Origin of the sequence: Sphingomonas sp., assembly GCF_039594485.1 — a bacterium.
Lineage (GTDB): Bacteria > Pseudomonadota > Alphaproteobacteria > Sphingomonadales > Sphingomonadaceae > Sphingomonas.
Window position 1 is genome coordinate 52,326 of the sequence record NZ_JBCNNI010000019.1, and the last position, 25,520, is coordinate 77,845.

The window sequence follows — 25,520 nt, forward strand, 5'->3', positions numbered from 1 at the left end:
GCGGGCCGGTAAGATGGTGAGCAAGGCCGGCCTTGCGGAGCGACAGCGATCGCCGGCGTTCTTCACGCTGCTTGCCGCGCTAGTGCTGGAAGTCGTCGACGTTACGATCGTCAACACGGTCCTCCCCGCCATCGGTCGGGATCTTCATCTCAGCGACGCGCAGGCGCAATGGATCGTTGCGGGCTACTCGCTCAGCTTTGCGATCCTGCTGATCCTGGGAGGGCGGCTGGGGGACATGTTCGGCGGACGCCGGATGTTCCTGCTCGGCGTAGGCGGGTTCACCATCGCCTCGATCCTGTGCGGCATCGCCGGTTCGTCGGACCTGCTGGTCGCGGCCCGGATCGGCCAGGGCGTCGCCGGCGCCTTGATGGCGCCGCAGGTGATGACGATGATCCAGTTGCTGTACGATCCGGTCGAGCGCATCGGGCGGATGGCATGGTTTGGGGTCGTCGGCGGGATGGCCGCGATCGCCGGGCCGCTGCTGGGCGGCGTGATCGTCGCGCTGAACCTGTTCGGGCTGGGCTGGCGACTGGTGTTCCTGCTCAACGTCCCGATCGGGCTTGCCGCAATCGGTGCGGGTCTGTTCCTGCTCCCGTCTACCCAGCGGCAACCAGGTTGGCGGGTGGATATCCTGGGGACGCTGCTGTTCGGCGGTTCCCTGTTCGCGCTGTTGTTCCCGATCATAGAGGAGAGGCATCGCGGGCTCGACTGGCGCGTCGCCGGATGGTGGGGGGCGGGCGTGGTTCTGGTGGCGCTCGGGTGGGGGGACCTGCACAGGCGTCATCGGGACGGCCGACCGACGATCGTGATACCGGCGATCTTCCGCAACCCAATCTTCACCTTGGGGCTCGGCATCTGATTGGCCTTTTCGGCGTCGAATACGGGGTTTCTGTTCGTATTCGCCTATGGCCTGCAAAGGGACATGGGCTATTCCGCTCTCCAGACCGGGCTGCTCCACATTCCTTTCAGCATTGGCGTCATGATCGGGATGGCGTTCCTAGGGCGTCGATATCTCGCGCGCTATGGCCGGGGCGTCGTCATCGCCGGGGCGATCGCCATGGCGGTGGGCGTTTCGGGCGTTCTCGCTTGGATGGATATGGGAAGCCACAGTGTCGCGATCCTGCCGGCGCTGCTGCTCGCCGGGGCGGGGATGGGGCTGATTTCCGGGCCGGTCGGATCGATCGTCGTCGCGCGGGTCACGCGCGAGGAGGCGGGCAGCGCGAGCGGAATGCTCAAGACGGTGCAGCAAATGGGCGGCGCGCTCGGCGTGGCGCTTGGTGGTTCGGCCTACTTCCCCTTTGAAGGGCGGCACTTGGGGGCTATCGCCAGCCTCACGGTCGTGGTGACGCTGTTGCTGGCCTGCATCGCGTTGGCGAGCCGGTTACCACGGGACATCTTCGACCGTCCGGTCGATCGTCCCACCTGAAGCAACTGTCGAGGCGGCACCTGCGCGCCTCGACAGCCTTTACCGCGCGCTCAGAGTTTGCGGATCTGCACGTTCCGAAACAGGATTTCGGCACATTCTACCTGCAAAAGGATGCGCCCTCGTTTCAGGGGCATATATTTGGTCCGATCCGCAGGGTCCTGCGCCTGCATGCCGTACAGCGCGTTGATGATACGTCCATTGACGATATGCGCGGCGCTGTCACCCTGTGCGATCAGTTCGACCGTGTTCCAGCCGTCCAGCGTATCGAAATGGCCGTCCGCGTGGATCCATTGCCTCAGCGTGCCGCCGGCGTCGACCTGCGGCGCATATTGGGTGTTGCCCGGAAAATCCTTTGGCCAGGAAGGCAGGCCGCCGAGTGATACCGCTTGGATGGCACGATGATTCACCGGCAGCGCGTCGCCGGTATTCCCCTCCATGATCTGGTACTCGATGCAGTCGGGCCAAAGGAATTCGCGCCCCTGCGGCACATGATACAGAATGCCGCTGTCGCGTTTCCAAAGCGTGCGCGGCTCGTAGCGGCGTACCCCCCATTTATAGTCCAGGCGGAGGTGATAATTCTCATATTCCTCGGTCGTCGCCAGATAGCCCATGCCGGCCGCAGCCGGCCCGCGATAGGACGGCCCAAGGATGTGGAGCATCCCGTTCTCGATCGCGACGACGCCGTCGCGATCCTTGTCGCCGACGCCGTCCTGGAAGAACGTCCAGCCGTTCAAGTCCCGCCCGTTGAACAGCGATGTCCAACCATCCGCCCGCGCCGGAGCGGCATCGCGCGCCCATGTGCGGGAGGATGCCAGCGTCGTCGCGGCACCCATCGCGCTCAATAGGGCAAGTGCATCCCGTCTGGTTTGCGTCACGGCCTTCTCCTCTCCTCTGCGATGCCTGGAGCTTCCGTGATCCCGGCACCAGCCATATTTAATCGATGATTAAATATGGCTATGGAAAGTTCCTGGGCTTGGCAAGCCGCATGACGCATGTTTAGGGCATCTAATCACTGGAAAGGTGCAATGAGCGCGAAAAAGCCCTATCATAAGGAAAATCTGCGACGGGATCTGCTCGACGCCGGTCGCGCCTATGTCCGCGCGAACGGGCATCTGAGCCTCTCTATACGCACGCTGGCGCAGCAGGTCGGCGTGTCCCCCGGTGCGCCCTATCACCATTTTCCCGACCGCCGATCCCTGCTGCTTGCGTTGGCCACGGAGGGATTTCGGGAAATGCTGTCCGGGTCGGAACAGGTCGGCGTGTCTAGGATGAATCCCGGCGACCGGCTGCGGCGCATGGGAAGCCTATTCATCCGCTTCGCCGAGGAAAATTCGCACCTCATTGAATTGATGTACGAAAGTGAGTTGACGACGCCGGCGCTCGACGCGGCCCTGATCCCGTTCCAGCAGGCGGGCCATCAGCAATTGCGGCGTCAGATCGCCGATGCGGTGCCGGACCTGTCGGACGAGGAAGTAGACATCCGCGTCATCACCTTCTGGTCCGCCATCTACGGCTTCGCGTCGATGCGGCGAAAGGGCGTGATTCATCCTTCCGACGACACCTTGCCGTCGGTCGATATCGCCGATGCGCTGGTCGATCGGGCGGCGTTGTCGGCTCTGATGCCGTGAAGTCGATCGGCCAGCGCGGCGAACGGTAAGGGGGGGCAACAGCGGTTGCGGCTGGTATGCCCAATCCTGGGGTTTAGCCGGTTGCCCGGATTGAGCTGCCTGAAATGCGCGGCCTGCGGTTCCCCGGCAGGATAGAGATGGCCGACATTATGCTCGGCCGGATACCGCGCGCCGCGCGCATTGAGCAGTGCCCACATCTCATGTTTCAGCATGACCGGATCGACGCCCGGCTTCAGGACGTAATCCTGATGGCACAGGAAATGCCCGTAATAGAGCATCTTGTCGATCTGATTACGGATCGACGGAAGCAGGGCCTCCAGCCAGGCGTCATCGTTGCGGCGCAAGGCGATGTCGAGCGCGATGATGTCGTCCACGTCGCGGCATGGATCGCGCGATAGCGGATCGCAGCGCTCGCCACGGCGAAGCGTTGCAGAAAGACCTTGGCCGCCTCCGCCGGGATACGTTCGAACCAGCACCCGTCGGGCAGAATCCTGTCGAGCAACGCGCGGGTCTCCGCGATCCCGGCACCCGACGTCTTCAGGATCAGATGATGCTCATAGCGGTCGCGCCAAGCCAGCATCCGGGGCGGCAGGTAGTCCGGCAGCAACCGGCTCGTCGCCTGCAACAGCCGATCGGACAGGAATCGCGGTAGGAACCGCAGGCGTTGTCCGAGCTGGTCGATCCAGCTCTATCAGCGCGAAGAACGCCGGCAGCAGGTCGGTCCCCAGTCGCTCGATCGCGACGAACACGTCCTTGCCATGGGTCATCGCGACATCGAATGCGTCGCGGCGGATATATTCGCCCGACACCGGCAGCGTGCGACAGTCGGCAAGAAGGCGACGGTGCAGCTCAGTCAGCTCGGCGGGATCGTTCGTGCCGATATAGAAGGTGGCGGTCTGCTCGTCCCGGGGAAAAGTTGTCCAGCCGCACCGCCGGCACCATCGCCTTCGCCCGCGCTGCCCGATGCCTCGAACAGCCGCGACGCATCGGCATTATAGCGTGCCGGGATGTCGGTGGTTACGTCGCGGACGCGCGCCGCATAGTCCGACGAAGAGGTCGCACCGGATGTCGTCGCCTCCCGGATCGATGACCAGATGATTGATCGGTTCGACGCACCAGCCTCCGGTCGCCTGTGCATAGAGGGCGAGTTCGGTATAGGCGGGACCACGACGGACCAGCGAAATGCCCGAATTGTTGCAGATTCCACCTACGACCTAGGCGCCGATGCAGGAGGAGCCGATGACCGAATGGGGTTCGCGGCCCATAGGGCCAGCATCCGCTCCAGCTTGAACAGCGCCGCTCCGGCCAGGCACACCACCTGCTGGCTGTCGGGCAGCCAGGTGATCCCCTTGATCCGCATCATGTTGACGACGACCGGCCGGTCATAGTCATCGGACGGGGGAGCCGCCGGTCAGCCCGGTATTCGCGGCTTGGGCGATCACGATCACATCGACGCCGCCGTAGGCGGCCAACACCGCGAACTGCTCGGCGGGGGCGGCCGGGCGCACGACCGCCAGCACCCGACCGCTGCCGAAGCGATAGCCGGTGGCAAAGAGGCGGGTCGGCCGCTTGCCGGTCAGCACATGCGATGTGCTGCCGATTCCGCGCAGGATATCAATCTACGATCGGGGCGGGGCGTCCTGCATCGGCACGGCGCGGCGCCTATCCGCCATAGGGCCATGCGGCGCGGGTGAAGACGCCGCCATCGACCCACAACGTCTGCCCGGTGACGAACCGCGCGGCCGGGCCTGCGAAGAACAGCAGTGGCCCCACCAGATCCTCGGGCGTGCCCACGCGGCCCAGCGGCGTGATCATAGACCAGTCTGCCGCATAGTCGGGGGCTTCCTTTGCGGTGCGCTCGGTCGCGATAGCGCCGGGGGCGATGCAGTTCACCGTGATGCCGTATTGCCCCAGTTCGACTGCGGCGGACTTGGTGAACTGTTCGATCCCGCCCTTCGACGCGGTGTAGTCGACTAGATTGGGGAAGGCGAGCTTGTTACAGCCCGAACCGATATTGACGATCGCGCCGCCCAGGCCGCTGTCCGCCATGCGCCGGCCGACATTCTGGGTGTGGAGAAAGCATCCCTTCAGGTTCGTGCGGATCACCTCGTCCCACCGCTCCTCCGGCAGGTCGAGCAGGGGGGACCAGGTCTGGATACCGGCATTGTTCACCAGCAGCGTTGGAGCACAGCCCGCCCATTCGACCGCTTTCTCGATGAACGCATCGACATCCTGCCTGACGCCGACGTCGCCGCGAACAGCAAGGACGGCGTGCCCCTCGCCGATCAGCGCGGCGACCATGGCGTCTGCCGGCCCGGACGAGGACCGATAGCTGAAGGCGACGGCGAAGCCGGCCCGGGCGAGCGCGCCGACCAAGTGCTGGCCGATCCCCGTGCTGCCCCCGGTGACGAGCGCTAGCGGAAGCGTGCCTTCCGTCGTCACAGGGCCATTCCTCCATCGATGATGATATTGCTGCCGGTCATGAAGCGCGCATCGTCCGTTCCGAGGAGCAGCGCGGCCGCGGCGATTTCGTCCGGCTGGCCCAGGCGCCCCATCGGCTGGCGAGCGACGAAGGCGGCCCGCGCTGCGTCGGCATCGCCAGTCGCCGCGAACCGGGCCTGAAGTGATGGGGACTCGACCGTCCCGGGGCTGATCGCGTTGCAGCGTATTCCCCGATCGATGAAATCCCGTGCGACCGACATCGTCAGGCCGATCACCGCCGCCTTGGCCGAGGCATAGGCGAAGCGGTTGGGCGCCGCCATCACCGAGGACACGACGGATGCGATGTTGATGATCGATCCGTCGCCGCGCGCTAGCATTGCGGGTAGGGTGGCCTGGATGGTCAGGACCATCGACCGCACGTTCACCGCCATGCTGCGGTCGAATTCCTCCAGCGAGCACTCCAGGATGGTGCCGCTGGTCACCATCCCGACGCAGTTGACCAGTACCGCGATGTCTGGATGGCGGCGCGTCAAGTCGGCGATTGCCTGGGGCGAGGTGACGTCCAGTGCAACCTGCGTGATGCCGTCCGGGACGGGTGTCTTCGCATCGAACCTCAGGTCGGCGGCCAGCACCGTGCCACCATGCACGGCGAACTGCGTCGCGATGGCGTGCCCAATTCCCTGCGCCGCGCCGGTGACGAGGCATGTCTTGCCGCTGAGTTTACCGGCCATGCGTGATTGCCTTTCGTGGGATGTCGTTGCTGTGATGGACCGCCGCTGCATCCGCGGGATGACGTGTGCGTCGGTCAGCTTGCCACGTGCGCCCGGTTCGCGTTGCGGCGCGTGTTGAACGACCCGGCAATCGGCGCCCCGATTGACACCACCACCGCGATGCAACCGCAGATCAGGAAGCTGGCCTGCATCGAGCCGCCGAGCGCGGCGAACTGATGGACGAACCAGGGCGATACGAACTGGCCGAGAAAGAAGGCGCTTGTCCATGCCCCCATGCCGCGCCCGCGATGCTCGAAGGGAAACTTGCTCTGCGCCCAAGCGATCAGGGTCGGCACCGCCATGCCCGCGCCGGTCTGCTGCACGATCACCGCCGCGATCATCTGGGGCAGCGTCTGGGCGAGGCCGATCCCTGCCATGCCCAGGCCGATGATGAAAAGGAACGCGCCGAGCTGCACAGTATTGGACCGTTTGGCCAGCGCGCGGAAGAAAACAGCGCCGAGCATGACGAACAGGCTGGGCAGGAAGGTGATCCGGCTCACCTCGGCGGGATTCCTCACGCCCAGTTCGCCGAAGGCGATGCTGCCGTTTACGATGAACACATAATAGAGCGAGGACGTCACCAGCGTCACGACCACGACGATCGCGGTCAGGGCGACGGGAAAAGGCGTATGCGGGGTTGCCGTCGGCGGCGCAACCAGTCCCGATTGCGCGTCGGCCGATCTGCCCGGTTCGAAGATACAGGCTAGCACCGCGATGACGATGGGGAAGGCGACCAGATAGATCAGGAACCCGGCATTCCATTGCAGCGCTGCGATCGACCCCGACGTCAGAATGACGGCGGAGGCGAAGAACGGCCCGAAAAAGCCCTGTAGGAACAGCCAGTTCCTGCGTCCGGTGTCCTCCCAGTAATCGGCGATCAGCGTGTTCGTGACGGTCAGGATCACCGCCTCGCAGCCGCCGAGCATCAGGCGGGAGGCGAAGATGTGGTTGAGGTCGTCGAGGAAGAACGGTGCGACCCCGCAAACGCCGTAGGCGAGGGTGGACAGGATCAGCAGCTTGCGCCGCCCGAACCGATCGACCGCCAGCCCGGCGAACGGTGCCAGCAGGGCGATGGTCAGCCCCGGTGCAGTGACCATCAGCGGCACCTTGGTCACGGCATCGGGCTCGTCGGAGAAATGCTGGATGATCGACGCGACCACTGGAAACATCGCGACGATCGCAAAGATCGGCAGGAAGCCGACTAGGACCAAGGTGACGCCTTGCGATTTCAAGGTCAGGTCACGCCAGAAACTCGCGATCGCCCGCATCATCACTCACCCTCCTCGCTTTCCCGGCGCCCTACGGTCGCTCGGGGCCGGACGTCGCATCGTTGCGATCTGTCCGGAATCTAATCACTGATTAATGGAAAAGTCGCTTGGTCACAAGCCATTCCTCGATCGAGCCGTCACCTCGTGGTCGGAGCGTGCGCATCATCCGCGTGGGGTGCCGCGCAATCGAAATCGAAGGGCGAGGCGGCCAGCGCGACAAGCAAAGCATCACGGTCGGCATTCAGCGGCGCCGGCCGCGCGCAACTCGTCAGCAAGTCGACCGGCCGGTGAGTTCGTGCCGAGGCAGTGATCGCTTCCATCACCTCGACCGTGTGCACCACCAAATCCGGCGTGGTGCGATGTTGTGACCCGGTGCGGATGGCGATCGCCAGATCGGTGAGGCCGACGCCGCGATAATCGGCGACCGGACGGGCGACATGGTCGCGGCGGTTATGCGTGGCGAACGGTAGGTCGGTCGTATCAAGTCCGCGCGGCGCCCCATCGGCCAGCTGGATACGGGGTTCGCCGCTGAAGAACATCGGATCGGCGAACTGCATCATGCCATTTGCACCGTAGAGATCGCCCGGCCGCAGGGTCGGGACCACGACGTCCAGCGACAGGATCAGCGTGACGGTGGCATTCTCAAACCGAAGCAGCGTGGAAAAGCTCGTGTCCACTTCGACCGCGAACTCGGTTCCGGCGCGGGGGCCGCGCTTGACCGACCGTATGGTCCGTCCTCGCCCAGATGTCGCGAACACCTGGCGTACCGGGCCCAGCAGGTTAACCCACATGGCGATATAATATGGTCCCATGTCGAAGGGCGGCTCGCCCCCCGGCCGGTAGAAGGCCGCTGGATCGGGGTGGAACATCTCCAGCCCGGGCAGGCCGAGAAAGGAGGTTCCGAATAATGGCGCACCGATCAAGCCCTGATCCAGCGCCCGTCGCACCGCCTGATGCGCGCTGCCATAGAAGGTGTCCGGAGCCGCGCCTACCAGGGTGCCGTGCGCCTCGGCCTGTCGCGAAAGCCGTTCGGCGCTGGCGCGCGACAGGGTGAAGGGCTTTTCGGAGTAGACGTGCTTGCCCGCTGCGACGATCGCCTCGTTGATCTCCCTATGCATCGTGGCGGGTGTCAGGTTGAGAATGAGTTCGATCGCGGGATCGGCCAGCAACTCGCGCACTGTCCGAGATGGCGCATCGTATCGCGCGGCGATGGCGGTGAGCTTGCCGGGATCGCGCGCGGCGATTGCCCCCAATTCAAGCGCTGGGGAGCGATGGATGGCGTTCAGATACACCGTGCTGATATCGCCGGCGCCGATCACGCCTACCCGGACGGGTTCCATCATTCTGATCCTCTCGGCGGCCCAAGCTGCCATCTAATCATCGATCAGATAAAATCAGGCCAGTGTCAATGGCGCGTGGGACAGGGGGGCATAAAAATAGGGGCTTGCACCTTATCTAATCATCGATCAGATTGCGCATTGACGTGAATCGACCGGCGTGATGACCGGTGCGAGATCCCATGCGAGGGAGAGAAGATGACTGGCTCGTTCAAATACGGCGTCTCGACGTACAGTTATGTCGACGATTACGGCTCGGTGATGACGCTGGAGGATGCGTTCGATCACATCGCCGATACCGGCGCGACCGGGATCGAGATCCTGGGCGAAGGACAGGTCGAGGGATATCCCGAGCCAAGCACCGCCTGGCTCGACAAATGGTTCGGCCTGCTAGACCGGCACAAGCTTGAACCGACGAACATGTGCTCGTGGGTCGACATGCGGCTGACTTTGAAGCATAACCTGACGATCGCGGAAGGCGCGGCCGAGCTGGCGCGCGACCTGCGGCTGGCGCACCGCTTAGGTTTCAAGTTTCTCCGCCCCAAGTTCGGTGTGCTATCGCACGACCTGATCCCCGACACCAATTGGGAAGGGTATGTCGAGCGCAATCTCGACTTGGCGCATGAACTGGGCGTCGTCATCTGTCCCGAAATCCACGCGCCGACGCCGATCAAGCATGAGGTCGTCGATGGCTATATCAATCTCATCGAGCGGACGGGAACCAGCAATTTCGGCCTGATGATCGATACCGGCATCTTCCAGGACCGTCCGCTGACGCATTGGGGGTCGCACCAGATCAACGAGGAAGCCCGCAAGCACATGCCGTTCCTGAACGGAATCGCGGTCAACCCGGAAGAGTTCCTCGATATCGCCCGCTATGTCGTGTTCATCCAGGCCAAGTTCCACGACATCGACGAGAATCTCGAAGACCAGAATATTCCGTGGGTGCCGGTCATTTCGGCGATCAAGCGGTCGGGCTATTCGGGTTATCTATCCAGCGAATACGAAGGATTGCGTTCGCCCTGGCGCTCGATCGACCAGGTGCGCCGTCAGCAGGTGCTGCTGCGCAAGCTGGAGCGGGAATACGACGAGAGCGTCCGCGCCTGAACCGCCCCAGTAGAATTGGAGAACATCATGCTCGAACATCAACTCATTCAAAGCACCGGTTTCAGGAACTTCGGCCCGGTGGACGCGCGCCAGGGTTTCGCGGTCCGTATCCGCATCCCGAACTATCACGGCACTCGCCTGTCGCAGCTCGATGGCTTCGACGTGACGGTGGACGGCGAGTATTTCGACCATGAGGTCAATCGTTTCAGAATCCGCGACGAGGTCTACTCGATGGCCGAGATGCGCGAGGAGGTCACCGCGCGCTGGGGCCTGCTCGAATGGGGCGAAATCCTGGTCGACAAGCCCGGTGGCCTGACCCCGGGGGTCCACAAGATCGAGGTATTGGCGCGCATCCGCTATTCCTACTTCCCGCCGGATGTCCACATCTTCCCGATGCGGGCGGAGCGGTTCGGCACGATCTGTATCGCCTGACAATTCCAGACCGTAGGCAGGGCTTGCGGTCCCGGACGCGGCGACCGCCGATCTGATCGAGGGGCGCACCGGCATATCGCGGTGATGGCGGGCGGTCGCTGCGACGATGCCCGGCCAGCCGCGTCAGGGGGTTGCGGCCAATTCCCGCACGCGCTCGATCGACGCGGAAGTCGCGCCGGTCGGTGAATACTCCGGCCCGATCGGACCGGAATATCCGATCTGTCGGAGCAGCGTGAAGGCTGCCAGCCAGTCGATGACGCCGACGTTCTCACCCTCCGTCGTCGAGTGGTAGAAATCGACGCGCAGTCGCTGCCTGGCCGACCCGACCGCGCGCATGACCTACATCGCCTCCCGCGTCCAATCGATCAGGACGCCCGGATGGTCTATTCGCGTCTTCACCGGCTCCAACAGATGGTCGACATCCCCGTCGCCGAGACGATTCAGCAGCGTGGCATAGGCCCCGGCCGTGTCCCATAGTTCCACCGCGTGAAAGCCGGCCGCCGCCGCGCGGTTTCGCAGGTCCTAGCCTGCCTCGATAAAGAGGATTTCGATGTTGGGGCCACGCTGACCATCGCATCCACGTCCTTTTGAAGAGCCATCGGCGAACCCGCATGGATCGCCGTGTGCCCGATTATTGCGCACGCCGACCGCGTCATGGACCGGTACGCAGAGCCCATCAGGCCGCGACGACGCGCTGGTCGATCGTGCCGAACAACTGCCCCGCCTGCATGGTGACCCGGTCTCCATAGGACAGGAAGGGCGTCTGCGCCGTGCCGTGCAGGATGATCTCGATGGCGCGGCGCTCGGAGATGCAGGCCGATCCGACGCTGGCATGATCGGCGTTCGATACGGTGCCCGACCCGATGATCGTGCCGGCGGGCAGGTCGCGAGTGCGCGCGGCATGGGCGATCAGGTCGTGAAAGCCATAGGCCATCTCATCCCCCACGGGGTTCCCGAACCGGCGACCGTTCACCGCGACCTCCAACGGCAGGCAGACGCGGCCGTCGCGCCACGCCGGCCCGAGCGCGTCGGGCGTGACCGCGAAGGGCGCGACCGAGCATGCGGGCTTGGCCTGCACCCAGCCGAAGCCCGTCTTCATCTCGACCGGCGCGATCGCGCGCAGCGACCAATCGTTGATGAGCACAACCAGCCGGACATGCGTCAGGGCGGCATCGGCGGGGCAACCCATCGGCACGTCGCCGGTGACAACGCCGTACTCCCCCTCGAAGTCGATGCCATCCGCCTCGCTGGGCAGCGCCACATCGTCGGTCGCCGACAGGAACCGATGCGACAGGCCCTGATACATCAGTGGTTTGTCGGTTTCGATCGGAGGCAGGTGGAACGCCTGTTGCATGAGGTCGCCGTGCGTCGGAAACGCCGACCCGTCCAGCCATTGCCAAGCGCGGGGCAGGGGCGCCCGCAGCGCTGCGAAGTCAAACGCTTCGCCGTCGCCAGCCGCCAGCCGCGCGTTCAGCGCGCGCAGTACCGGCGCGACATTCGCCCAATCGTCGAGGGCGGCCTGCATCGTCAAGCCGGCTGGCAGGGCGCGGGTTGCATCATCCGCCACGACGACCAGCGTGCCGTCTCGGCTGCCGTCGGCGCGGGTCGCGAGCCTCATTGCCCGTCCTCGAAGATCGCCACCGCGCGGCACCAGCCCGCCGAGCCGCCTTTCACCTTCACTGGCAGGCACGACACGGTGAAGCCGGTCGCGGGCAGTTCGTCCAGTCGCGTCAGCTTCTCCATATGGCAATAGCCGATGTCGCGGCCCGCCTTGTGCCCTTCCCATACCAGCGAATAATCGCCGGTCTCGGCGACGCGGGCGGCGGTGTGGCTGAACGGTGCGTCCCAGCTCCAGGCATCGGTGCCGGTCACGCGGACGCCACGCGACGCCAGGTACATCGTCGCTTCATATCCCATGCCGCAGCCCCTGCCCAGGAAATCGGGCGCGCCCAGCGCCGCGCCCGCGGCAGTGTTGATCAGCACGATGTCAAGCGGACGGAGTTCGTGCCCGATCCGCGCCAGCTCGGCCTCGACCTCTGCGGCTGTTACGACATGGCCGTCGGGCATATGGCGGAAGTCCAGCTTCACGCCCGGTTGCAGACACCATTCCAGCGGCACCTCGTCGATGGTGATCGCCCGCTCGCCCCCGTTCATGGTCGGGTGGTAATGCCATGGCGCATCGAGATGCGTGCCGTTATGCGTCGACAGCGTCAGTGTCTCTGATGCAGCAAACCCTTCGCCGCCGGCCATCGCCTCTGCTGTGATGCCGGGGAAGAAAATCGCCGCTTCTGCCACCGTTTCGCGGTGCGTCTGCCGGGTGATGCTGGGGCGCATGAAGGGCGGGTCGGTGACAACCTCTGGGTCGATGGCGATCGACAGGTCCACGATGCGACGTGTCATGCGGCATTTCCTCCCAGCGTCTCGACAAACCAGTCGGCGAGCAGGTCGCGGCCATAGGCCATGTTGTCGGCACCGACATGCTCGACCCCGCCCTCCCGCGCGGTGAAAATCACCTTCTCACGCCGTGGGCTGTTGACCAGCTGATCGTAGAGGTCGTCGGCGTAGGCGACGCTGATCTGACGGTCGTTTGCGCCGTGGGTTACGAGGAACGGCACTTTGATGCGATCCATATGCCCGTTCAGATTCATCGCTTCGGACCTAGCCAGGAAATCCGCTTGATCCTTCGCGCCGAATGCCCAGTGGACGTGCTTCCAGTAATGCGGGACCGGGTTCTCGCCCTCACGGGCCATGCGGCGGTCCTGCACCTCGCGCCAATTGTGGTTCGCACCCCATACCGCACCGCTGGCGAAGCGCGGTTCATAGGCGACCGCGCGCGGTGCGAAATGGCCGCCAAGGGAGATGCCGGTCATGCCGATCCGCGCCGGGTCGACATCGGCCTGCCTCTCCAGCCAGTCGACCGCCCCGCTCGCCCAGCTCTCGCTGTGCGGATCGACCGGTTGGTTCTGCAAGCGTAGCGCCTCGCCCGATCCCGGCTGGTCGACACACAGGGTCGAGATGCCCCGCCGCGCCAGTTCGCGCGGCAGCCGCGTCCAGTAGAGCAGTTCCTTGCAGCTATCGAGGCCGTTGCAGAATACGACGACCGGCTTGCGGCCCTCACCACCCGCACGGGTGTAGAGCGCCGGCATCGTACCGGTGGCCAGCGGGATCTCGACCCGCTCGCGGTTCAGTTGTCCGAGCGCGGTCGAACGATCGAAGGCGTCGCGCGCCTTCGCATAGGTTGCCTCACGCCCCGGCGCGCCATGCCCCTGCATCCGCTCGGCGGTGATGAGGTACAGGCTGGCGCGCTCCAGCTTGTTCGAGGCGGAGAAGGCGCGACCCTTCGCCTCGTCCTCCGCCGCCAGCGCGATCAGCTTGTCGCCCATCGCCGCCCAAGCCGCCATGAACTGCGGCGTGCCGGCGTCCGAGCCGGTTGCCGCCGCGTCCTTCAGCGGCTGGCACATGTCGATGATTTCGCCAAGTTGCGCGCCCGATTCCATCGCGATTGCGACCGACAGGTTCCAGATATAGTTCGGGAACGGTTCGTACAGTGCCATCGGACCTACACTCCCGCCGGCTGGAACAGGCGGGGATCGGGCTTGGGATGCGGCATGGTGTTGGGACCGCCGACGCCGATGCCCCACTGGTCCATCGTCGTGGGGCCGGGCTGATGCACCTGCGCCTCGTGCGTGTCGAAATCGACATGCTCCAGTTCCGATGTATACTCGACCGCGAAGCCGCCCGGCGTGGTGAAATAGCTGAAGGTGTTGTTGCCCGCCGTGTGCCGGCCTGGGCCCCAGCGCAGGTCGGTGCCGGCCTTCTTTAGCCGCCGGATGCCCGTCATCATGTCGTCGACGGTCAACATGTCATAGGCGACGTGGTTTAGGCAGGGCGGCCCCGGCAGGATGGCGAGGCGATGATGCGCCGAGTTACAGCGCAGGAAGCACATGAAATCGCCCAGCCAGTCCGACACGCGGAAGCCCAGCACATCGGTGAAGAACGCCACCATGGCCCGGTGATCGGGCGAATGCAGCACGATATGGCTGATCTTCTGCGGGATACCCTCCCAGCGGGTCATCTCCCGCCGGGTCGAGCGCGCGACGTCGGCGGATACCTCGAACGGCAAGCCATCGGGCGAGAAGAAACGGAAGCCATAGCCGCCGCCCGGCGCGTCGAGAGCACATGCCGCATGTATGATCCGGCAGCCTGCGATCACGACCTTGTCATGCAGCGCATCGACATCGTCGCGACTGTCGGCGGCGAGCGCGATGACCTCGACATGGTTGGTGTCCGACTTGTGCAGCCGCACGACATGATGCTCGTCATGGCCATGCGTCTTCAGCCACGCGATATCGGCCGTATCGGCGACGTCGATCAGCCCCCAATCCTTCGTGTAGAATTCGCGCTCGGCCTCGAACTGCTCGACGCCATATCCGACATAGCGGATTTCGGTCACTCTGGTCATGGATGTTGTCCTCGGTATGTCAGATGGGCTGCGAGACGACCGCGAACATGTCGGCGGTGGCCTTGTGATTGTCGACCTGCGGCCCTTTGCCGATCTGGCCGTGGCAGATGTCCAGTGACCGCTCGACGATGTAGCGGCAACGCTCGTAACGCCGGTTGTGATAGGCCGAAAAAGCCGCCTCGGGCGTGTCGTGGCGACCGATCTCCTCGGCCAGCACCACCGCGTCCTCGATCGCCATGCCCGCGCCCTGGCCAAGATGCGGGGTCGTGGCATGGATGGCATCACCGAGCAGGACGATGCGCCCCTTGTGCCACGGCGTGTGCAACATCAGCGTTTCGAGCGGGCGATAGACCACGGCGTCGTTGTCGGTGATCTGTTCGGCCAGCGCGCGTATCTGCGGTGCCGTATTCGCGAGCTTGTCGCGCATCACCGCGGCCAGGCCCTCGCGGGGATAGAGCGGGTTGCCGGGCTCGGGGCTGGTGGCGAACAGATAGATCTGGTCGCGACTCATCGGCACCAGGCCCACGCCGATCGGGCCATTATAGACGTGCAGCGCGTCCATGTCGGCGGGGCGCGGGAAATTGTGGCGCCAGACCCCCTGGCCGGTGAATTCCGGGCGAACGGCGTCGGGAAAGATCGCCTCGCGGGTCTGCGAATAGACGCCATCGGCCCCGATCACGATGTCGAACCGCCCGGACGTCCTGTCCGACAGAGCGACCGTGACGCCCGCGCCATCGTCGTCCAGCGTCGTCGCGCTGACGCCCAGCTGGATCGTCACGCCCAGCGCCGTGGCGCTGTCGCCCAGCACCTTTTGCAGCGCCCGGCGACCGATGCCGACATTGGCGGGCTTCCCCTCGACCAGGCTGGGGGCGGGAATCCGCGCCACACGTTGCCCGGACGGGATGTAGATCTCGATCGCGTCGAACCCGCAGGCGGCATCGAGAAAGGCATCGAGCACGCCCAGTTGGTCCATCGCCCGTACGACGTTGGACTGCTGGATGATGCCGACGCCATAGACCGACCATTCGGGATCCCGCTCGATCATCACAATCCGGTGACCAGCGCGCGCAAGCGCGATCGCCGCCGACAGGCCGCCGATCCCGGCGCCGACTATCAAGATATCGAGGGCCTCCAAAACCCATCCTCCGCCTGCTTATGGTTGTGAGCCATGATAGGAGGATGCCAGAATTTTAAAACTCGATAGTTTTTATGGCGAACTATCCATCCAATGGATCACGCCACTTCCGACTGGCGCTTGAGTAGCGACTTGAGCCATGTCAACCCCAGGTCGTTCTGGCGGGTCGTATGATATTGCATCATCTCCCGCATGACCGGGAAATCGAAGGGCAGCGGTTGGGCCTGCAGCGGGTATTGCCGTGAGAGCCGCTCGGCCAGCCGCGCCTGCATCAGGGCAAGACGCTGCGTTCCCTCCAGCAGGAGCGGGATCGTCAGGAAGGAATGGGTTTCGACCTCGATCCGGCGGCTGTGGCCCATCACACTCATCGCTCGGTCGGCGAAGGATTGCTGACGCTGCGCACCGATCCGGACGCCGACATGGCCCGCCCCCAGAAACGTCTGGAGCGTAAGAGGCGCATCGAGCAGCGGGTTGCCCTGCCACCCGACCACGACGTGCGACTCCTCGAACAGCAATTCGCTGGGATGCTCGCCCATAATATAATAGTCGGGCGAGATCATCAGGTCGGCCACGCCTGCGGCAATTTCGTCCGGGCCCCGCTCGGTGGGCGCGGCCAGTTCCAGCATGATGCCGGGGGACTCGATCGACAGTCGCTCGATCAACGGGACGATCACGGCGGCGACGATATAGTCGGAGGCGATCAGGCGAAACGTCCGATGGGTGGTGGCCGGGTCGAACTGACCGCGATTGGCCAGCATCTCATCCACTTCGCCCAGGATCTGCCGCACCTGGGGAGCGAGCCTTTCTGCAAAGGACGTCGGAAACATCCGTTTGCCATGGACGATGAGGATGTCGTCGCCAAAGAACTCCCGCAACCGCGCCAGTGCCGCGCTCATGGCCGGCTGGCTCAGGTTCAGCTTGCGAGCGGCGCTGGATACGCTGCGCTCCTGGATCAGCACGTCGAACGCGCCGAGCAGGTTGAGGTCGAGACCGCGAAAACGCATCGATCCACCTTTCGATTAGATGAGCATCTTATCGACCATTTCTATCGATACAATCATTATGTCGAAATCGCGCGTGCGCTGACGAAGCTTCTCCTTCCGTCGTTTCATCTTCGACGGCACGGTCGCGGTCTTTATCACTCGGACCTACCTGTTTGGTCCCGGCGATTGATGGTGCGGGACCAAACAGAAGCATTCGACCTGATGGCACTCCTTGAAGAGGCGCCAGTCGATGGGAGGTTTGGCGGTGCGGCCGGGATTGGCCTTGATCTGCGCGGTGGCACCAAGGTCGTCGGCGATGAAGGTGCGTAGGGAATTGGCTGCATAATATTTGCTATTGAGAATGGATAGCACTGGCGTTATGGCTCCCGCCGTTCAGCCAGCCATTGCCGATCGTGATGGCCGTGAGGTGACCAGGGAGTTTGGCCCAGTGGCTATCGGTGCAGCTACCATTGATGTCGGGACGCTTTATGCGTCACATGGCACGTGGTTACGGGGGTGGCTGCGACAGCATACCCGCTGCTCGCACCGCGCAGCCGATCTGGCGCAAGATACGTTTTGCCGGGTTTTGGAGACGAACGAGGCAATGGCCTTGCGTAATCCCCGAAGCTATCTTTCAACGGTCGCACGTCGCATCCTTATTGACGATATCCGTCGCCGCGATGTGGAGCGCGCCTACCTCACCATCCATGCGGCAAGAATGGGCAACGCCGATCATCTGACGCCCGAGCGGATCGCAGAAGCCGCCCAATTGCTGGATGCGATCCTGCGTCTCCTCGAAACGTTGCCCGAAAAGGCGAGGCGGGGCTTCATGATGGTCCGCCTCGACGGTCTGCGCTATGTCGACGCGGCCAGCCAACTCGGCGTGTCGGAGCGCATGGTGAAGCGCTATGTCGCGCAAGCTTATGCGCATTGCTATGCGCTGGGATATCCTGACTGAGTGACGACGCAGCGACCAACCTCCGAAATGATCGAGCAGGCGGCTTATTGGGCTGCTCAACTCGCGACCGACGAGGCGACGCAGGATGATCGCAACGCCTGTGACGACTGGTGTCGCGAACATCCGCTGCATCGTCTGGCGATGGACAGAATGCGTGGCTTGGATGCGCAGTTCGATAGCACTGACCGCATCGGCCGAGAGACCATCGAGACGATACTGGAGGGCAAGTCCCACAAGAGCCGTTGGCAGGGTGGATTGACGCTTGGTTTGGCGCTGCTCGCCGCAGGCGGTTGGTTCGCAGCGCAGTCCATGACAGTGCGGGCCTGGTTCCCCGATTACGAGACCGTGCGTGGTGAACAGCGTGAGATCACGCTCGCGGATGGTAGCGGCGTGACGATCGATACCAACGGAGCGATAGACTTCCGCCGCGATGGTGATCGCCGGACGGTAACGCTTTTCCGAGGAAGAATCCTGGCCCGCGTGGCAAAGGACAAAGCGCGACCATTTGTTGTGGAGACGCGCGACGGTACGGTAACCGCGCGTGGAACCGCCTTCATCGTGAGCCGAGATGATGATGCGACGGTCGTCAGCGTGATCGAGTCCGTCGTGCGGGCCTGCCTGGAAACGGCTCGTCCGCAAGATTGTGTTGATCTTTCCCCTGGCGAGCAGGTGCGCATGGCGCAAGGACGGGTGGAACGTCTCGGCCAAACCGATCCCGAGACGGCTGGGCTCTGGGCAGAAGGATGGCTCGCGGCAGACGATCAGCCTGTCGTACAGGTCTTGAATGAACTCAACCGCTATCGTCAGCGGCCGGTGCGCTTTGATCCTGGCGAACTGGAAGAGGTTACGGTGTCAGGCAGCTTCCCGCTGGCCGATACCGATCGCGCGCTGGACGGTATTGCGCGGTCTACGGGCCTTCACCTGTCGCGCACCCGCGATGGCGTTCTCGCTATCGGTCAGGTCAAATAATTCGCCGTCTGGAGTTCCCCATTTTCAAACTCGTCCGTCCCACTTCTCGAAGCGATGTTTGAAGAAGGAACGAGAAGGGTGGTAAAATTTTCGGGGGTCCATGGCGCAACGGCGTTTGCGGCGTTCGCTATCGGAATTGGGAGTGGAACATGGCCAGCACCGGCCATTGCGCAGACGGCGTCTAACGCACAGAAAATCGACATTCCAGCGGGCTCTCTCGGTAGTGCTATCGCTCAACTTGGTAGAATGACCCGCGTGATGATCGTGTTCGATCCAGCGCTCGTCAGGGGACAACGAGCCTTGGGCCTGCGCGGCGATTACACGCCGGCTCAGGCACTTGGCATGTTGCTGAGGGGGAGTGGCCTTCAGGCTGTCCCGGATGGGCGGGGAGGCTTTACATTGCAGAGCGTGGTCCAGACCCGGACTCAACCTGCCCCCCAGAAGCGCCGACCCGCAGCGCGCATCAAAGCTGCCGATGCGCCGGAGCCCACTCCTACGGACATCGTCGTTACGGGTGGACGTGCCTTCACGGCTACGAAAACCGACACGCCGCTTGTTGAAATCCCGCAGGCGATCAGCGTTGTACCGCAAGAGTTGATTGCCGATCGCAACCAGCTCAACGTCCAGGAAACGCTGCGCTATTCCGCAGGTGTTGCGGCGGAAAGCTTTGGCCTGGACACACGGGGAGACGTGGCGATGGTGCGCGGCTTCTTCCCCGCTTATTATCAGGACGGGCTGCTGCGCAAACTCGGCTATACCTCGATATCGCGGACGGATACCTATTCGCTGGAACGGGTCGAATTGTTGCGAGGCCCATCGTCTGTACTCTACGGCCAGGGTGGTTCGGGCGGAATCGTCAACTCCATCACCAAACGCCCGTCGTTCGACCCGCGCGGCGAGATCGGCATCCAATATGGCAGCTTCGATCGCAAGCAGATACAAGCGGACATCACGGGTCCAATCGACGGTCAGGGAAATTTGGCCGCGCGCATCGTCGCCGTGGTTCGGGACGCAAACCAGCAAACCGACTTTATCCCCGACCGTAGGGTTCTGTTGGTGCCATCGTTTACCTGGCGTGCCGGTGATCGAACCGAGCTAACCCTGATTGGAACTTACCAACGCGATCGAAACGCGTCGAGCCAGCAATTCCTGCCCTATGCTGCGACACGCCTGGCGGGTGGCCCGGGTCTGCCCATCAATACTTTTCTAGGCGAGCCCAACTTCGACAAGCTTTCAGCGCAGCAGGGATCGGCGACGACAATTCTGTCTCATCGGCTCAATGATGCCGTAACCCTGAGGAGCAACAGCCGCTACGCACGGCACGAGGTCGTCTTCAACCAGATCGCTTCCAGTGTATATAGCAAGCCGTTCAATCCGTTCCTGGACGCCAACAAAAGGGTTGTGGCACGATATTATGACGCCCAGCGATCCAGCATCGCGACGCTGAACAGTGACAATACCATCGAAGCGAGATTCGCGACCGGCGCCGTCAAACACCAGGTGGTCTTTGGTGTCGATTACTCCAACTTCATGGAGCGCAAGTCGCGTGATGTCGGCGTGGCCGGCAGCATCGACATCTATAACCCGGTCTATGGAAATATCCCCAAGCCGTCACTCGTCGCCCGTCCTCGGGTGATCCAATCGCAATTGGGGGTCTATGTGCAGGACCAGATGCGCTATGCGGATCGTGTCACCTTGGTCGTGGGCGCTCGGCAGGACTGGACGAAGGCGCGGATCGCAGGCCGCGCGACGCAGAACGACAAAGCTACCACTCTGCGCGCAGGATTGATTGGTGAGATCGGCTTCGGTCTCTCTCCCTACATCAGTTATTCTGAAAGCTTCCAGCCGGTGCTTGGCCTCGACTTCTTCGGGAACCCTTATCGGCCGCAACGTGGGCACCAGTATGAGGGCGGGTTGAAGTGGCAACCAGACCGCAGGACGCTGCTGACGATTACCGCCTTCGATATTACCGAGACCAATCGATTGACCAACGACCCGAAAAATGCGTTGGTTTCCATTCAGACTGGCCGTGTGAAATCAAGCGGCATCGAAGTAGAGGGCCGCTATCAGGCGGCGAATGACCTGACCGTCACGGCGGCTTATGGTTATGTCAATGCAAGAGTGGTGAGCAGCGGCTTCGCGCCTGAGATCGGCGTGCAGTTGAGCGACGTGCCAAAGCATAATGCATCCCTCTGGGCATCCAAAACCTTTCCTTCCTCAAGCGGTCCCTCTCTGCGGCTAGGCAGCGGCATTCGCTATGTTGGAGAGGTTCTTTCCACCGCTTTCGCCGGGCAGGTCCGAACGCCCAGTTACTTGCTCGTCGACTCTCTGGCGGCGATCGACGTCGATCACTGGTCGCTGTCGCTTAGCGTGTCAAATCTGTTGAACAAGCAATATTATAGTGAATGTCGAGCGTTCGGCGATTGCTTTACCGGGAACGGTCGTAACGCCATTGCGACGCTGACGCGGCGATTTTAGGGGCAATCGACATTCATCGATTTCTCCCCCGGAAGGGCAGGTGGCCGGGGGCAGGCCTGACGGAGGGGTGTCCAAGTCGGAGAGCAGGTGAGGCTTACGACCGGTTAGACCCCTCCACCAGGCTGCGCACGGTTCCCCTTTCTTGCAGGGGGAGGAATTGTTGCCCTGGACACCATGTGCTCAAGTGATGTTTCCAGGCGCTTCGGTCCGCGAATGACGTTTGATAATAGGTGGAATCGCTGTGACGAGATGGGCGTGGCAACGCTGAGGTCGAAGTGCGCCGTGCGGCGTTGGATAGTTGCCCACGATATTCTCTGATCACGCCCGTGTGTTGCAAATGCACTATCGTCGGTGATAGACGTTGCTCGAATATTCAAGGAGGGCCGTTTTTTGGCGACCATTTTCTCTTTGAAGGAATGGCGAACCCGTGCGGTCGCAGGGGTGGGCGGCATCGCTGCCATCATCGCCAGTTGGGGCATAGGACTTTTCGAGGAAAAGGATCAGCCGCCGCCCCCGACGCTGTCGGCGGGGTATCCGATACCGGCCGGGGAATGGTCACTTCGCTTTGAGCGGGTGAGCCGCAGCGACCGCCTTCCCGATGGCATGATGATATCGCGATCCGGTCGCGAGGCGATCATCCTCTATGTGCAGGCGACCAATCGCACGACGCGTTCCAGCAACAGCCTGCTCCAGGCGGTCGCGCTGGCCACGTCGATCAAGGGCGTCGATGCACGGCCGACCGCCTATCTGATGCGCGACCATGCGATCATGACCGATCTGCAACCCGGGCTGCCCGAGGAAGTCGCGCTGGTCTGGACCTATCCCGCCGGACAGCGCATCGCATCCCGCTTGCGCTTCGATGTGATGGCCAGCAATTTCAAGCCGCAGGATAATCTTTACGCGCAGCCGCTCTGGACCGATGCGCACAAAATCGGTGTCGTCGATCTGCCGGTGCAGACGGCCCAGGGAGGCGGCCTGTGAAGCGCTTCGGCTGGATCGCGATCATCCTGATCGGCCTGCTCGTGCTTGCGGGCATGCGTTGGACCATGCCGCGCTACGAGCGGATCACGGGGCCCATCGCCGTTGCCGGGAAGCCGGATGCCTGGGTCGATACCGGCAATCTGGCGGTTCGCGGGGGGGCTCCCCAACTGGCGCGCACGATCCGCTTCAAAGCCCTTGGCAAGGTCGAGGAGCGGACCAGCGCGGGCGTCTGGCTTGTCGTGCCGGTACGGTCGCGTGTCGATCATGCGACGGCGCATGTCTATGGTCGTATCTGGGTGACACCGGATGGACGCCGTTATCGCGCGAGCGGCCGGGTAGAGGATGGCGACGTCGTACTGACAGCGACCAAGACGCTCCAGCCGGGACTGGAGCGCAAGGATGTGGTGGTGTTCGAGCTCCCCGTCGAGCTGGCGAATGGGGAGGGGACATTGTTGGTGTCGGAGGAACGCGATCCGCAGCTGACGGCGCAGGCCCGGATCACCTATCCGGCTGCCGCTCCGGCATCGCCAGCGAAGCTGCTCGACCTGGATGAACTCCATGCCAAGCTCTGAACCCCTGCATACCCTCATGGCCGAGCGGCGGATGCGTTGGGTCGCGATCATCGCCATCATCGTGCTGCTACCCTGTACCATGCTGGTTTCGGGGTGGCGCGACTGGCGTGAAGTGCGTCGGTCGCAGGCGTGGCAGCCGGTCGACGTCGCATCTGCGCAGGCGGTCGCCTATGACGGGGCATCGGTGCGACTGGTCGACATCCATGCGTTACCGCCCGACCCCGGCCTGGCGAAGGACCGGACCTTTCTGCGCGTGCGCCTGCTTGTCGAGCCCCGTCGTCCGGGAACCAAATGGCTGGATTGCCGCATCAGCCTGATCGATGCGGCGAGCCATGATTGGGCGGCGATCGAGACGGTGCCCGATCTGCTGCAACGCGCGCTGGCCAGGCCGGGCGAGGTCAAGGGCGCGGGCTGTGACGGGCTGGCGGTAGCGGAGGCTCAGCCGGGCGCCCAGGTCTTTGTCGACAGCTATTATCTGTTGCCGCGGCCATTGCCCGCGGGGTTGCGCGTGACGTTGAGCACGCGCGACGGACGACCCGCCTATCTCCGCTTTTCGCAAGGAACGGTGCAATGACGGCCATGGCCATGCGCGGCGGACCGCTTTCCCTGATCCGCGACAGCCTTCGTCTATGGGGTCGCTATTGGCCGCAATTGCTGGCGCTGGCGTTGCTCGGCGTGCTGCTCAACGAACTGTTGCTCCAAGGTGCGGTATGGATCGGTTACCGCAACCGGCTGGCGGGATTGCTGTCGCTGACCCTGGTGGTGCTGGTCAAGCTGGTCGTCATCGTCGTGATGTTCGAGACGCTACGGCCCGCCTTGCCGGCGATCGACCGCGCCTCGCGGCAAGAGGGCGCTGCATTACCGGTGGCGGATGATGCGGCCGGACCAGCTTGGCGGCGTTTGCCGGTGATCGTGTCACAGGCGCTGGTGCCCTTTTTCGCCTATTACGCGGCTTGGGGTTTTCTGGGTGAGACGATCCGCGCTTATGGCCGGGAAGGGTTGGCGCAGCTCAATCCCTTTGATCCGACCTATAGCGGCTCGCTGTTCGACGTGTCGGGCGGGCTGTGGCTGATCGCGTCGGTTGCGTTGCTCTGGGTGATCCGGCGTTTCGCCAAAGCGCGTCAGAAGAAGAGCGAACGCCCGGCCTGGAACATCCTGATCGTGCTGTGCGAAGCGGGCTGGACCTTTGTCGGCCTGTATGTCCTGACCCAGTGGAAGGGGGGCATCTTCCACTGGCTTGCCCATCGCCGGGTCGGGGATATCGGCCATGACCTGTGGCAATGGGTCAGCCATCCGATCGGCATCGCCCATGCCGCGCTGCCGGTGCCGGTCGAACAGACGCCGCCGGGGTTGGCGGATATGCTGGTCAGCCTGTTCTTCTATGCGCTGCTGCCGGTGGTGTGGCTGGCGCTTGCCGCGCTGATCTATCGCTATGACGTTCACAAGGCCGAGGTGAAGGCCCCTGCGAAGCTGGCGGGCAAGGTGGATGGTACGATCGGTCTGTGGCAGAAGCTGCCGGGCTGGCTGCGCGATTTCGTCGGTCATTTCTGGGCGGGGACGGCCAAGCGCTACCGTGCGGCGGCGAACAGTGTCCATCTGGCGGGGGCGGCGGGGGTCGGCGCGCTGGTGACGGTGATCCTGTTGTATCGGGGGCTGGATTGGCTGTGTGCCTGGGGCTGGATGGGGCTGACTCGGCTGATCGGGCCACATCCGCACGCCCTATGGCAGATGATCGCCGATCAGATATCGCTCTTCCTCGGCACGCCGAGCGATCCCGGTGACGGCATCATCCCGCAGACGCTGAAGATATGCCTGCTGGCGGCGACCCTGGAACGCGCTTTCGCCGCCGGTCGCGCGTGGCGGGCTTTGAAGTAGCGAGGCCCTATTCGCCGGGTAGCGGCGGGAGCGCGTCCGGTGCGAGGTCGAGGGGATAGTCGGCATAGAAGACGGGCAGCGCGTCGACGCCGCCGCGTTCGGCCTTGCCCAGTATCGCGGTCAGCCATCCCGCATAGCGCCAATCCGCACCGTCCGCCTTGACCGCGATCGCTGGAAAGCGTGTGACGAACCGGATGGCGAGTTCGCGGGCGGAGAGACCGGGCGCGTCGCTCCAGCCGAAATAGCGATCCCCGCTGCCGGTCGTATAATGTGCCGTCTCGGTATCCCAATCGATCGGCGTTCGGCCGTCAGGACCGATATTGTCGGCATGGGTCAGCAGGCACCGCCAATGCACGCCGCTGGGTGCCATGCCCGAGCAGAAGCGAAGTCGCTGATAGCCGGCCTTGTGCAGTTCATGGATCATCGCCAGCAGCCGTGTCGCATGACGCACAGGCGGCGAGGTCGACGGACGACGTGAGACGGGATGGGCCATCGCGTAGCCTATCTGGGGCAGCCGCCTGATCGAGCGGCAAAACATTGGCGAAGGTGAAAGAATGGGCCGGTGCGCAGACTGCGGATCGCACCCTCTTCTGTCCGTCGTCAGGACATTTGGCGCAGATGGGGGCGTAGATTAGTGGAGAGCGGGCCTCGTCTGGGGGCTGATGTTAGGCGGCCAGCTTGCGGTGGAGCAAGCGCC

Annotated in this window: 30 protein-coding genes and 2 pseudogenes; 12 read left to right on the forward strand and 20 right to left on the reverse strand. The window is 63.6% G+C overall.

From position 1 onward, the window contains the following. Positions 1–13: 13 nt before the first annotated feature. Complete coding sequence (locus ABDV78_RS11215) at positions 14–859, forward strand: MFS transporter (protein ID WP_343527503.1); 846 nt, start codon at positions 14–16, stop codon at positions 857–859. After that, a complete protein-coding gene (locus ABDV78_RS11220; protein WP_343527504.1) occupies positions 860–1,426 on the forward strand; it encodes an MFS transporter in 567 nt (188 codons plus the stop codon). A gap of 50 nt (positions 1,427–1,476) precedes the next feature. Here the strand turns inward: ABDV78_RS11220 and ABDV78_RS11225 are convergent, their stop codons facing one another. Then, the gene (locus ABDV78_RS11225; protein ID WP_343527505.1) at positions 1,477–2,301 is read right to left on the reverse strand and encodes a DUF1080 domain-containing protein; all 825 of its coding nucleotides are present in this window, start codon (positions 2,299–2,301) and stop codon (positions 1,477–1,479) included. A gap of 150 nt (positions 2,302–2,451) precedes the next feature. Between ABDV78_RS11225 and ABDV78_RS11230 the strand changes: the two genes are divergently transcribed. Beyond that, positions 2,452–3,054 carry a TetR/AcrR family transcriptional regulator gene (locus ABDV78_RS11230; protein ID WP_343527506.1) on the forward strand — a complete coding sequence of 201 codons (603 nt, stop codon included), beginning with the start codon at positions 2,452–2,454 and terminating at the stop codon, positions 3,052–3,054. Here the strand turns inward: ABDV78_RS11230 and ABDV78_RS11235 are convergent. The 9 genes and pseudogenes from ABDV78_RS11235 to ABDV78_RS11275 form a co-directional block, all read right to left on the reverse strand. Then, positions 2,970–3,428 (reverse strand): hypothetical protein, encoded by a 459-nt coding sequence (locus ABDV78_RS11235; protein ID WP_343527507.1) that lies wholly within the window; start codon positions 3,426–3,428, stop codon positions 2,970–2,972. The two genes, ABDV78_RS11230 and ABDV78_RS11235, sit on opposite strands and share 85 nt — an antisense overlap. 59 nt (positions 3,429–3,487) lie before the next feature. After that, positions 3,488–3,679, reverse strand: a pseudogene (locus ABDV78_RS11240) (D-lactate dehydrogenase); the annotation flags it as partial. Next, the gene (locus ABDV78_RS11245; RefSeq protein ID WP_343527533.1) at positions 3,609–4,019 is read right to left on the reverse strand and encodes a hypothetical protein; all 411 of its coding nucleotides are present in this window, start codon (positions 4,017–4,019) and stop codon (positions 3,609–3,611) included. The gene ABDV78_RS11245 and the pseudogene ABDV78_RS11240, both read right to left, overlap by 71 nt. Positions 4,020–4,261: 242 nt before the next feature. Further along, positions 4,262–4,417, reverse strand: a complete 156-nt coding sequence (locus tag ABDV78_RS11250; RefSeq protein WP_343527508.1) for a hypothetical protein — start codon at positions 4,415–4,417, stop codon at positions 4,262–4,264. Positions 4,418–4,442: 25 nt separating this feature from the next. Further along, positions 4,443–4,637, reverse strand: a complete 195-nt coding sequence (locus tag ABDV78_RS11255; RefSeq protein WP_343527509.1) for a hypothetical protein — start codon at positions 4,635–4,637, stop codon at positions 4,443–4,445. Between the two features lie 79 nt (positions 4,638–4,716). Beyond that, a complete protein-coding gene (locus tag ABDV78_RS11260; RefSeq protein ID WP_343527510.1) occupies positions 4,717–5,496 on the reverse strand; it encodes an SDR family oxidoreductase in 780 nt (259 codons plus the stop codon). Then, complete coding sequence (locus ABDV78_RS11265; RefSeq protein ID WP_343527511.1) at positions 5,493–6,227, reverse strand: SDR family oxidoreductase; 735 nt, start codon at positions 6,225–6,227, stop codon at positions 5,493–5,495. Before ABDV78_RS11265 ends, ABDV78_RS11260 begins: the two co-directional genes overlap by 4 nt. A 74-nt stretch (positions 6,228–6,301) precedes the next feature. Continuing rightward, entirely contained in the window at positions 6,302–7,537 is a 1,236-nt protein-coding gene (locus ABDV78_RS11270; RefSeq protein ID WP_343527512.1) for an MFS transporter, read from the reverse strand. Positions 7,538–7,671: 134 nt separating this feature from the next. Then, the gene (locus ABDV78_RS11275; RefSeq protein ID WP_343527513.1) at positions 7,672–8,853 is read right to left on the reverse strand and encodes a Gfo/Idh/MocA family oxidoreductase; all 1,182 of its coding nucleotides are present in this window, start codon (positions 8,851–8,853) and stop codon (positions 7,672–7,674) included. Positions 8,854–9,069: 216 nt separating this feature from the next. Between ABDV78_RS11275 and ABDV78_RS11280 the strand changes: the two genes are divergently transcribed. Together ABDV78_RS11280 and ABDV78_RS11285 are read left to right on the forward strand one after the other, a co-directional pair. Then, positions 9,070–9,978 carry a TIM barrel protein gene (locus tag ABDV78_RS11280; protein ID WP_343527514.1) on the forward strand — a complete coding sequence of 303 codons (909 nt, stop codon included), beginning with the start codon at positions 9,070–9,072 and terminating at the stop codon, positions 9,976–9,978. 27 nt (positions 9,979–10,005) lie between these two features. After that, entirely contained in the window at positions 10,006–10,410 is a 405-nt protein-coding gene (locus ABDV78_RS11285) for a DUF6379 domain-containing protein (RefSeq protein ID WP_343527515.1), read from the forward strand. Positions 10,411–10,533: 123 nt separating this feature from the next. Here the strand turns inward: ABDV78_RS11285 and ABDV78_RS11290 are convergent, their stop codons facing one another. The 9 genes and pseudogenes from ABDV78_RS11290 to ABDV78_RS11330 all read right to left on the reverse strand — a co-directional run. After that, on the reverse strand, positions 10,534–10,746 hold the full coding sequence (locus ABDV78_RS11290; RefSeq protein ID WP_343527516.1) for a hypothetical protein: 213 nt from the start codon (positions 10,744–10,746) through the stop codon (positions 10,534–10,536). Between the two features lie 3 nt (positions 10,747–10,749). Next, a complete protein-coding gene (locus tag ABDV78_RS11295; protein ID WP_343527517.1) occupies positions 10,750–10,893 on the reverse strand; it encodes a hypothetical protein in 144 nt (47 codons plus the stop codon). 193 nt (positions 10,894–11,086) lie between these two features. After that, positions 11,087–12,028 carry a fumarylacetoacetate hydrolase family protein gene (locus ABDV78_RS11300; RefSeq protein ID WP_343527518.1) on the reverse strand — a complete coding sequence of 314 codons (942 nt, stop codon included), beginning with the start codon at positions 12,026–12,028 and terminating at the stop codon, positions 11,087–11,089. Beyond that, positions 12,025–12,810: a cyclase family protein gene (locus ABDV78_RS11305; RefSeq protein ID WP_343527519.1), complete on the reverse strand. Its 786-nt coding sequence runs from the start codon at positions 12,808–12,810 to the stop codon at positions 12,025–12,027. The genes ABDV78_RS11300 and ABDV78_RS11305 overlap by 4 nt, the downstream gene beginning before the upstream one ends. Continuing rightward, the gene (locus ABDV78_RS11310; protein ID WP_343527520.1) at positions 12,807–13,964 is read right to left on the reverse strand and encodes an alpha/beta fold hydrolase; all 1,158 of its coding nucleotides are present in this window, start codon (positions 13,962–13,964) and stop codon (positions 12,807–12,809) included. The genes ABDV78_RS11305 and ABDV78_RS11310 overlap by 4 nt, the downstream gene beginning before the upstream one ends. A gap of 5 nt (positions 13,965–13,969) precedes the next feature. Continuing rightward, positions 13,970–14,872 (reverse strand): VOC family protein, encoded by a 903-nt coding sequence (locus tag ABDV78_RS11315; RefSeq protein ID WP_343527521.1) that lies wholly within the window; start codon positions 14,870–14,872, stop codon positions 13,970–13,972. Between the two features lie 19 nt (positions 14,873–14,891). Then, positions 14,892–16,007: an FAD-dependent oxidoreductase gene (locus tag ABDV78_RS11320; protein ID WP_343527522.1), complete on the reverse strand. Its 1,116-nt coding sequence runs from the start codon at positions 16,005–16,007 to the stop codon at positions 14,892–14,894. Between the two features lie 98 nt (positions 16,008–16,105). Next, complete coding sequence (locus ABDV78_RS11325; protein ID WP_343527523.1) at positions 16,106–17,011, reverse strand: LysR family transcriptional regulator; 906 nt, start codon at positions 17,009–17,011, stop codon at positions 16,106–16,108. Positions 17,012–17,197: 186 nt separating this feature from the next. Further along, positions 17,198–17,335 (reverse strand): annotated as a pseudogene (locus ABDV78_RS11330) (IS5/IS1182 family transposase); the annotation flags it as partial. A 34-nt stretch (positions 17,336–17,369) separates the two neighbouring features. Here ABDV78_RS11330 and ABDV78_RS11335 point away from each other — a divergent pair. From ABDV78_RS11335 to ABDV78_RS11365, 7 genes are all read left to right on the forward strand, one after another. Further along, on the forward strand, positions 17,370–17,948 hold the full coding sequence (locus ABDV78_RS11335; protein WP_343527524.1) for a sigma-70 family RNA polymerase sigma factor: 579 nt from the start codon (positions 17,370–17,372) through the stop codon (positions 17,946–17,948). Further along, on the forward strand, positions 17,949–18,917 hold the full coding sequence (locus ABDV78_RS11340) for a FecR domain-containing protein (protein WP_343527525.1): 969 nt from the start codon (positions 17,949–17,951) through the stop codon (positions 18,915–18,917). 246 nt (positions 18,918–19,163) lie between these two features. Beyond that, positions 19,164–21,395, forward strand: coding sequence for a TonB-dependent siderophore receptor (locus ABDV78_RS11345; RefSeq protein ID WP_343527526.1), 2,232 nt, complete (start codon positions 19,164–19,166; stop codon positions 21,393–21,395). Between the two features lie 408 nt (positions 21,396–21,803). Beyond that, on the forward strand, positions 21,804–22,376 hold the full coding sequence (locus tag ABDV78_RS11350; RefSeq protein WP_343527527.1) for a hypothetical protein: 573 nt from the start codon (positions 21,804–21,806) through the stop codon (positions 22,374–22,376). Further along, on the forward strand, positions 22,373–22,948 hold the full coding sequence (locus ABDV78_RS11355) for a hypothetical protein (RefSeq protein ID WP_343527528.1): 576 nt from the start codon (positions 22,373–22,375) through the stop codon (positions 22,946–22,948). Before ABDV78_RS11350 ends, ABDV78_RS11355 begins: the two co-directional genes overlap by 4 nt. Positions 22,949–22,979: 31 nt before the next feature. Next, positions 22,980–23,522 carry a hypothetical protein gene (locus tag ABDV78_RS11360; protein ID WP_343527529.1) on the forward strand — a complete coding sequence of 181 codons (543 nt, stop codon included), beginning with the start codon at positions 22,980–22,982 and terminating at the stop codon, positions 23,520–23,522. Continuing rightward, a complete protein-coding gene (locus ABDV78_RS11365; RefSeq protein ID WP_343527530.1) occupies positions 23,519–24,823 on the forward strand; it encodes a hypothetical protein in 1,305 nt (434 codons plus the stop codon). Before ABDV78_RS11360 ends, ABDV78_RS11365 begins: the two co-directional genes overlap by 4 nt. A gap of 7 nt (positions 24,824–24,830) precedes the next feature. On the opposite strand, the gene ABDV78_RS11370 is transcribed toward ABDV78_RS11365, so the two are convergent. Next, the gene (locus tag ABDV78_RS11370) at positions 24,831–25,316 is read right to left on the reverse strand and encodes a hypothetical protein (RefSeq protein ID WP_343527531.1); all 486 of its coding nucleotides are present in this window, start codon (positions 25,314–25,316) and stop codon (positions 24,831–24,833) included. Between the last annotated feature and the right edge of the window lie 204 nt (positions 25,317–25,520).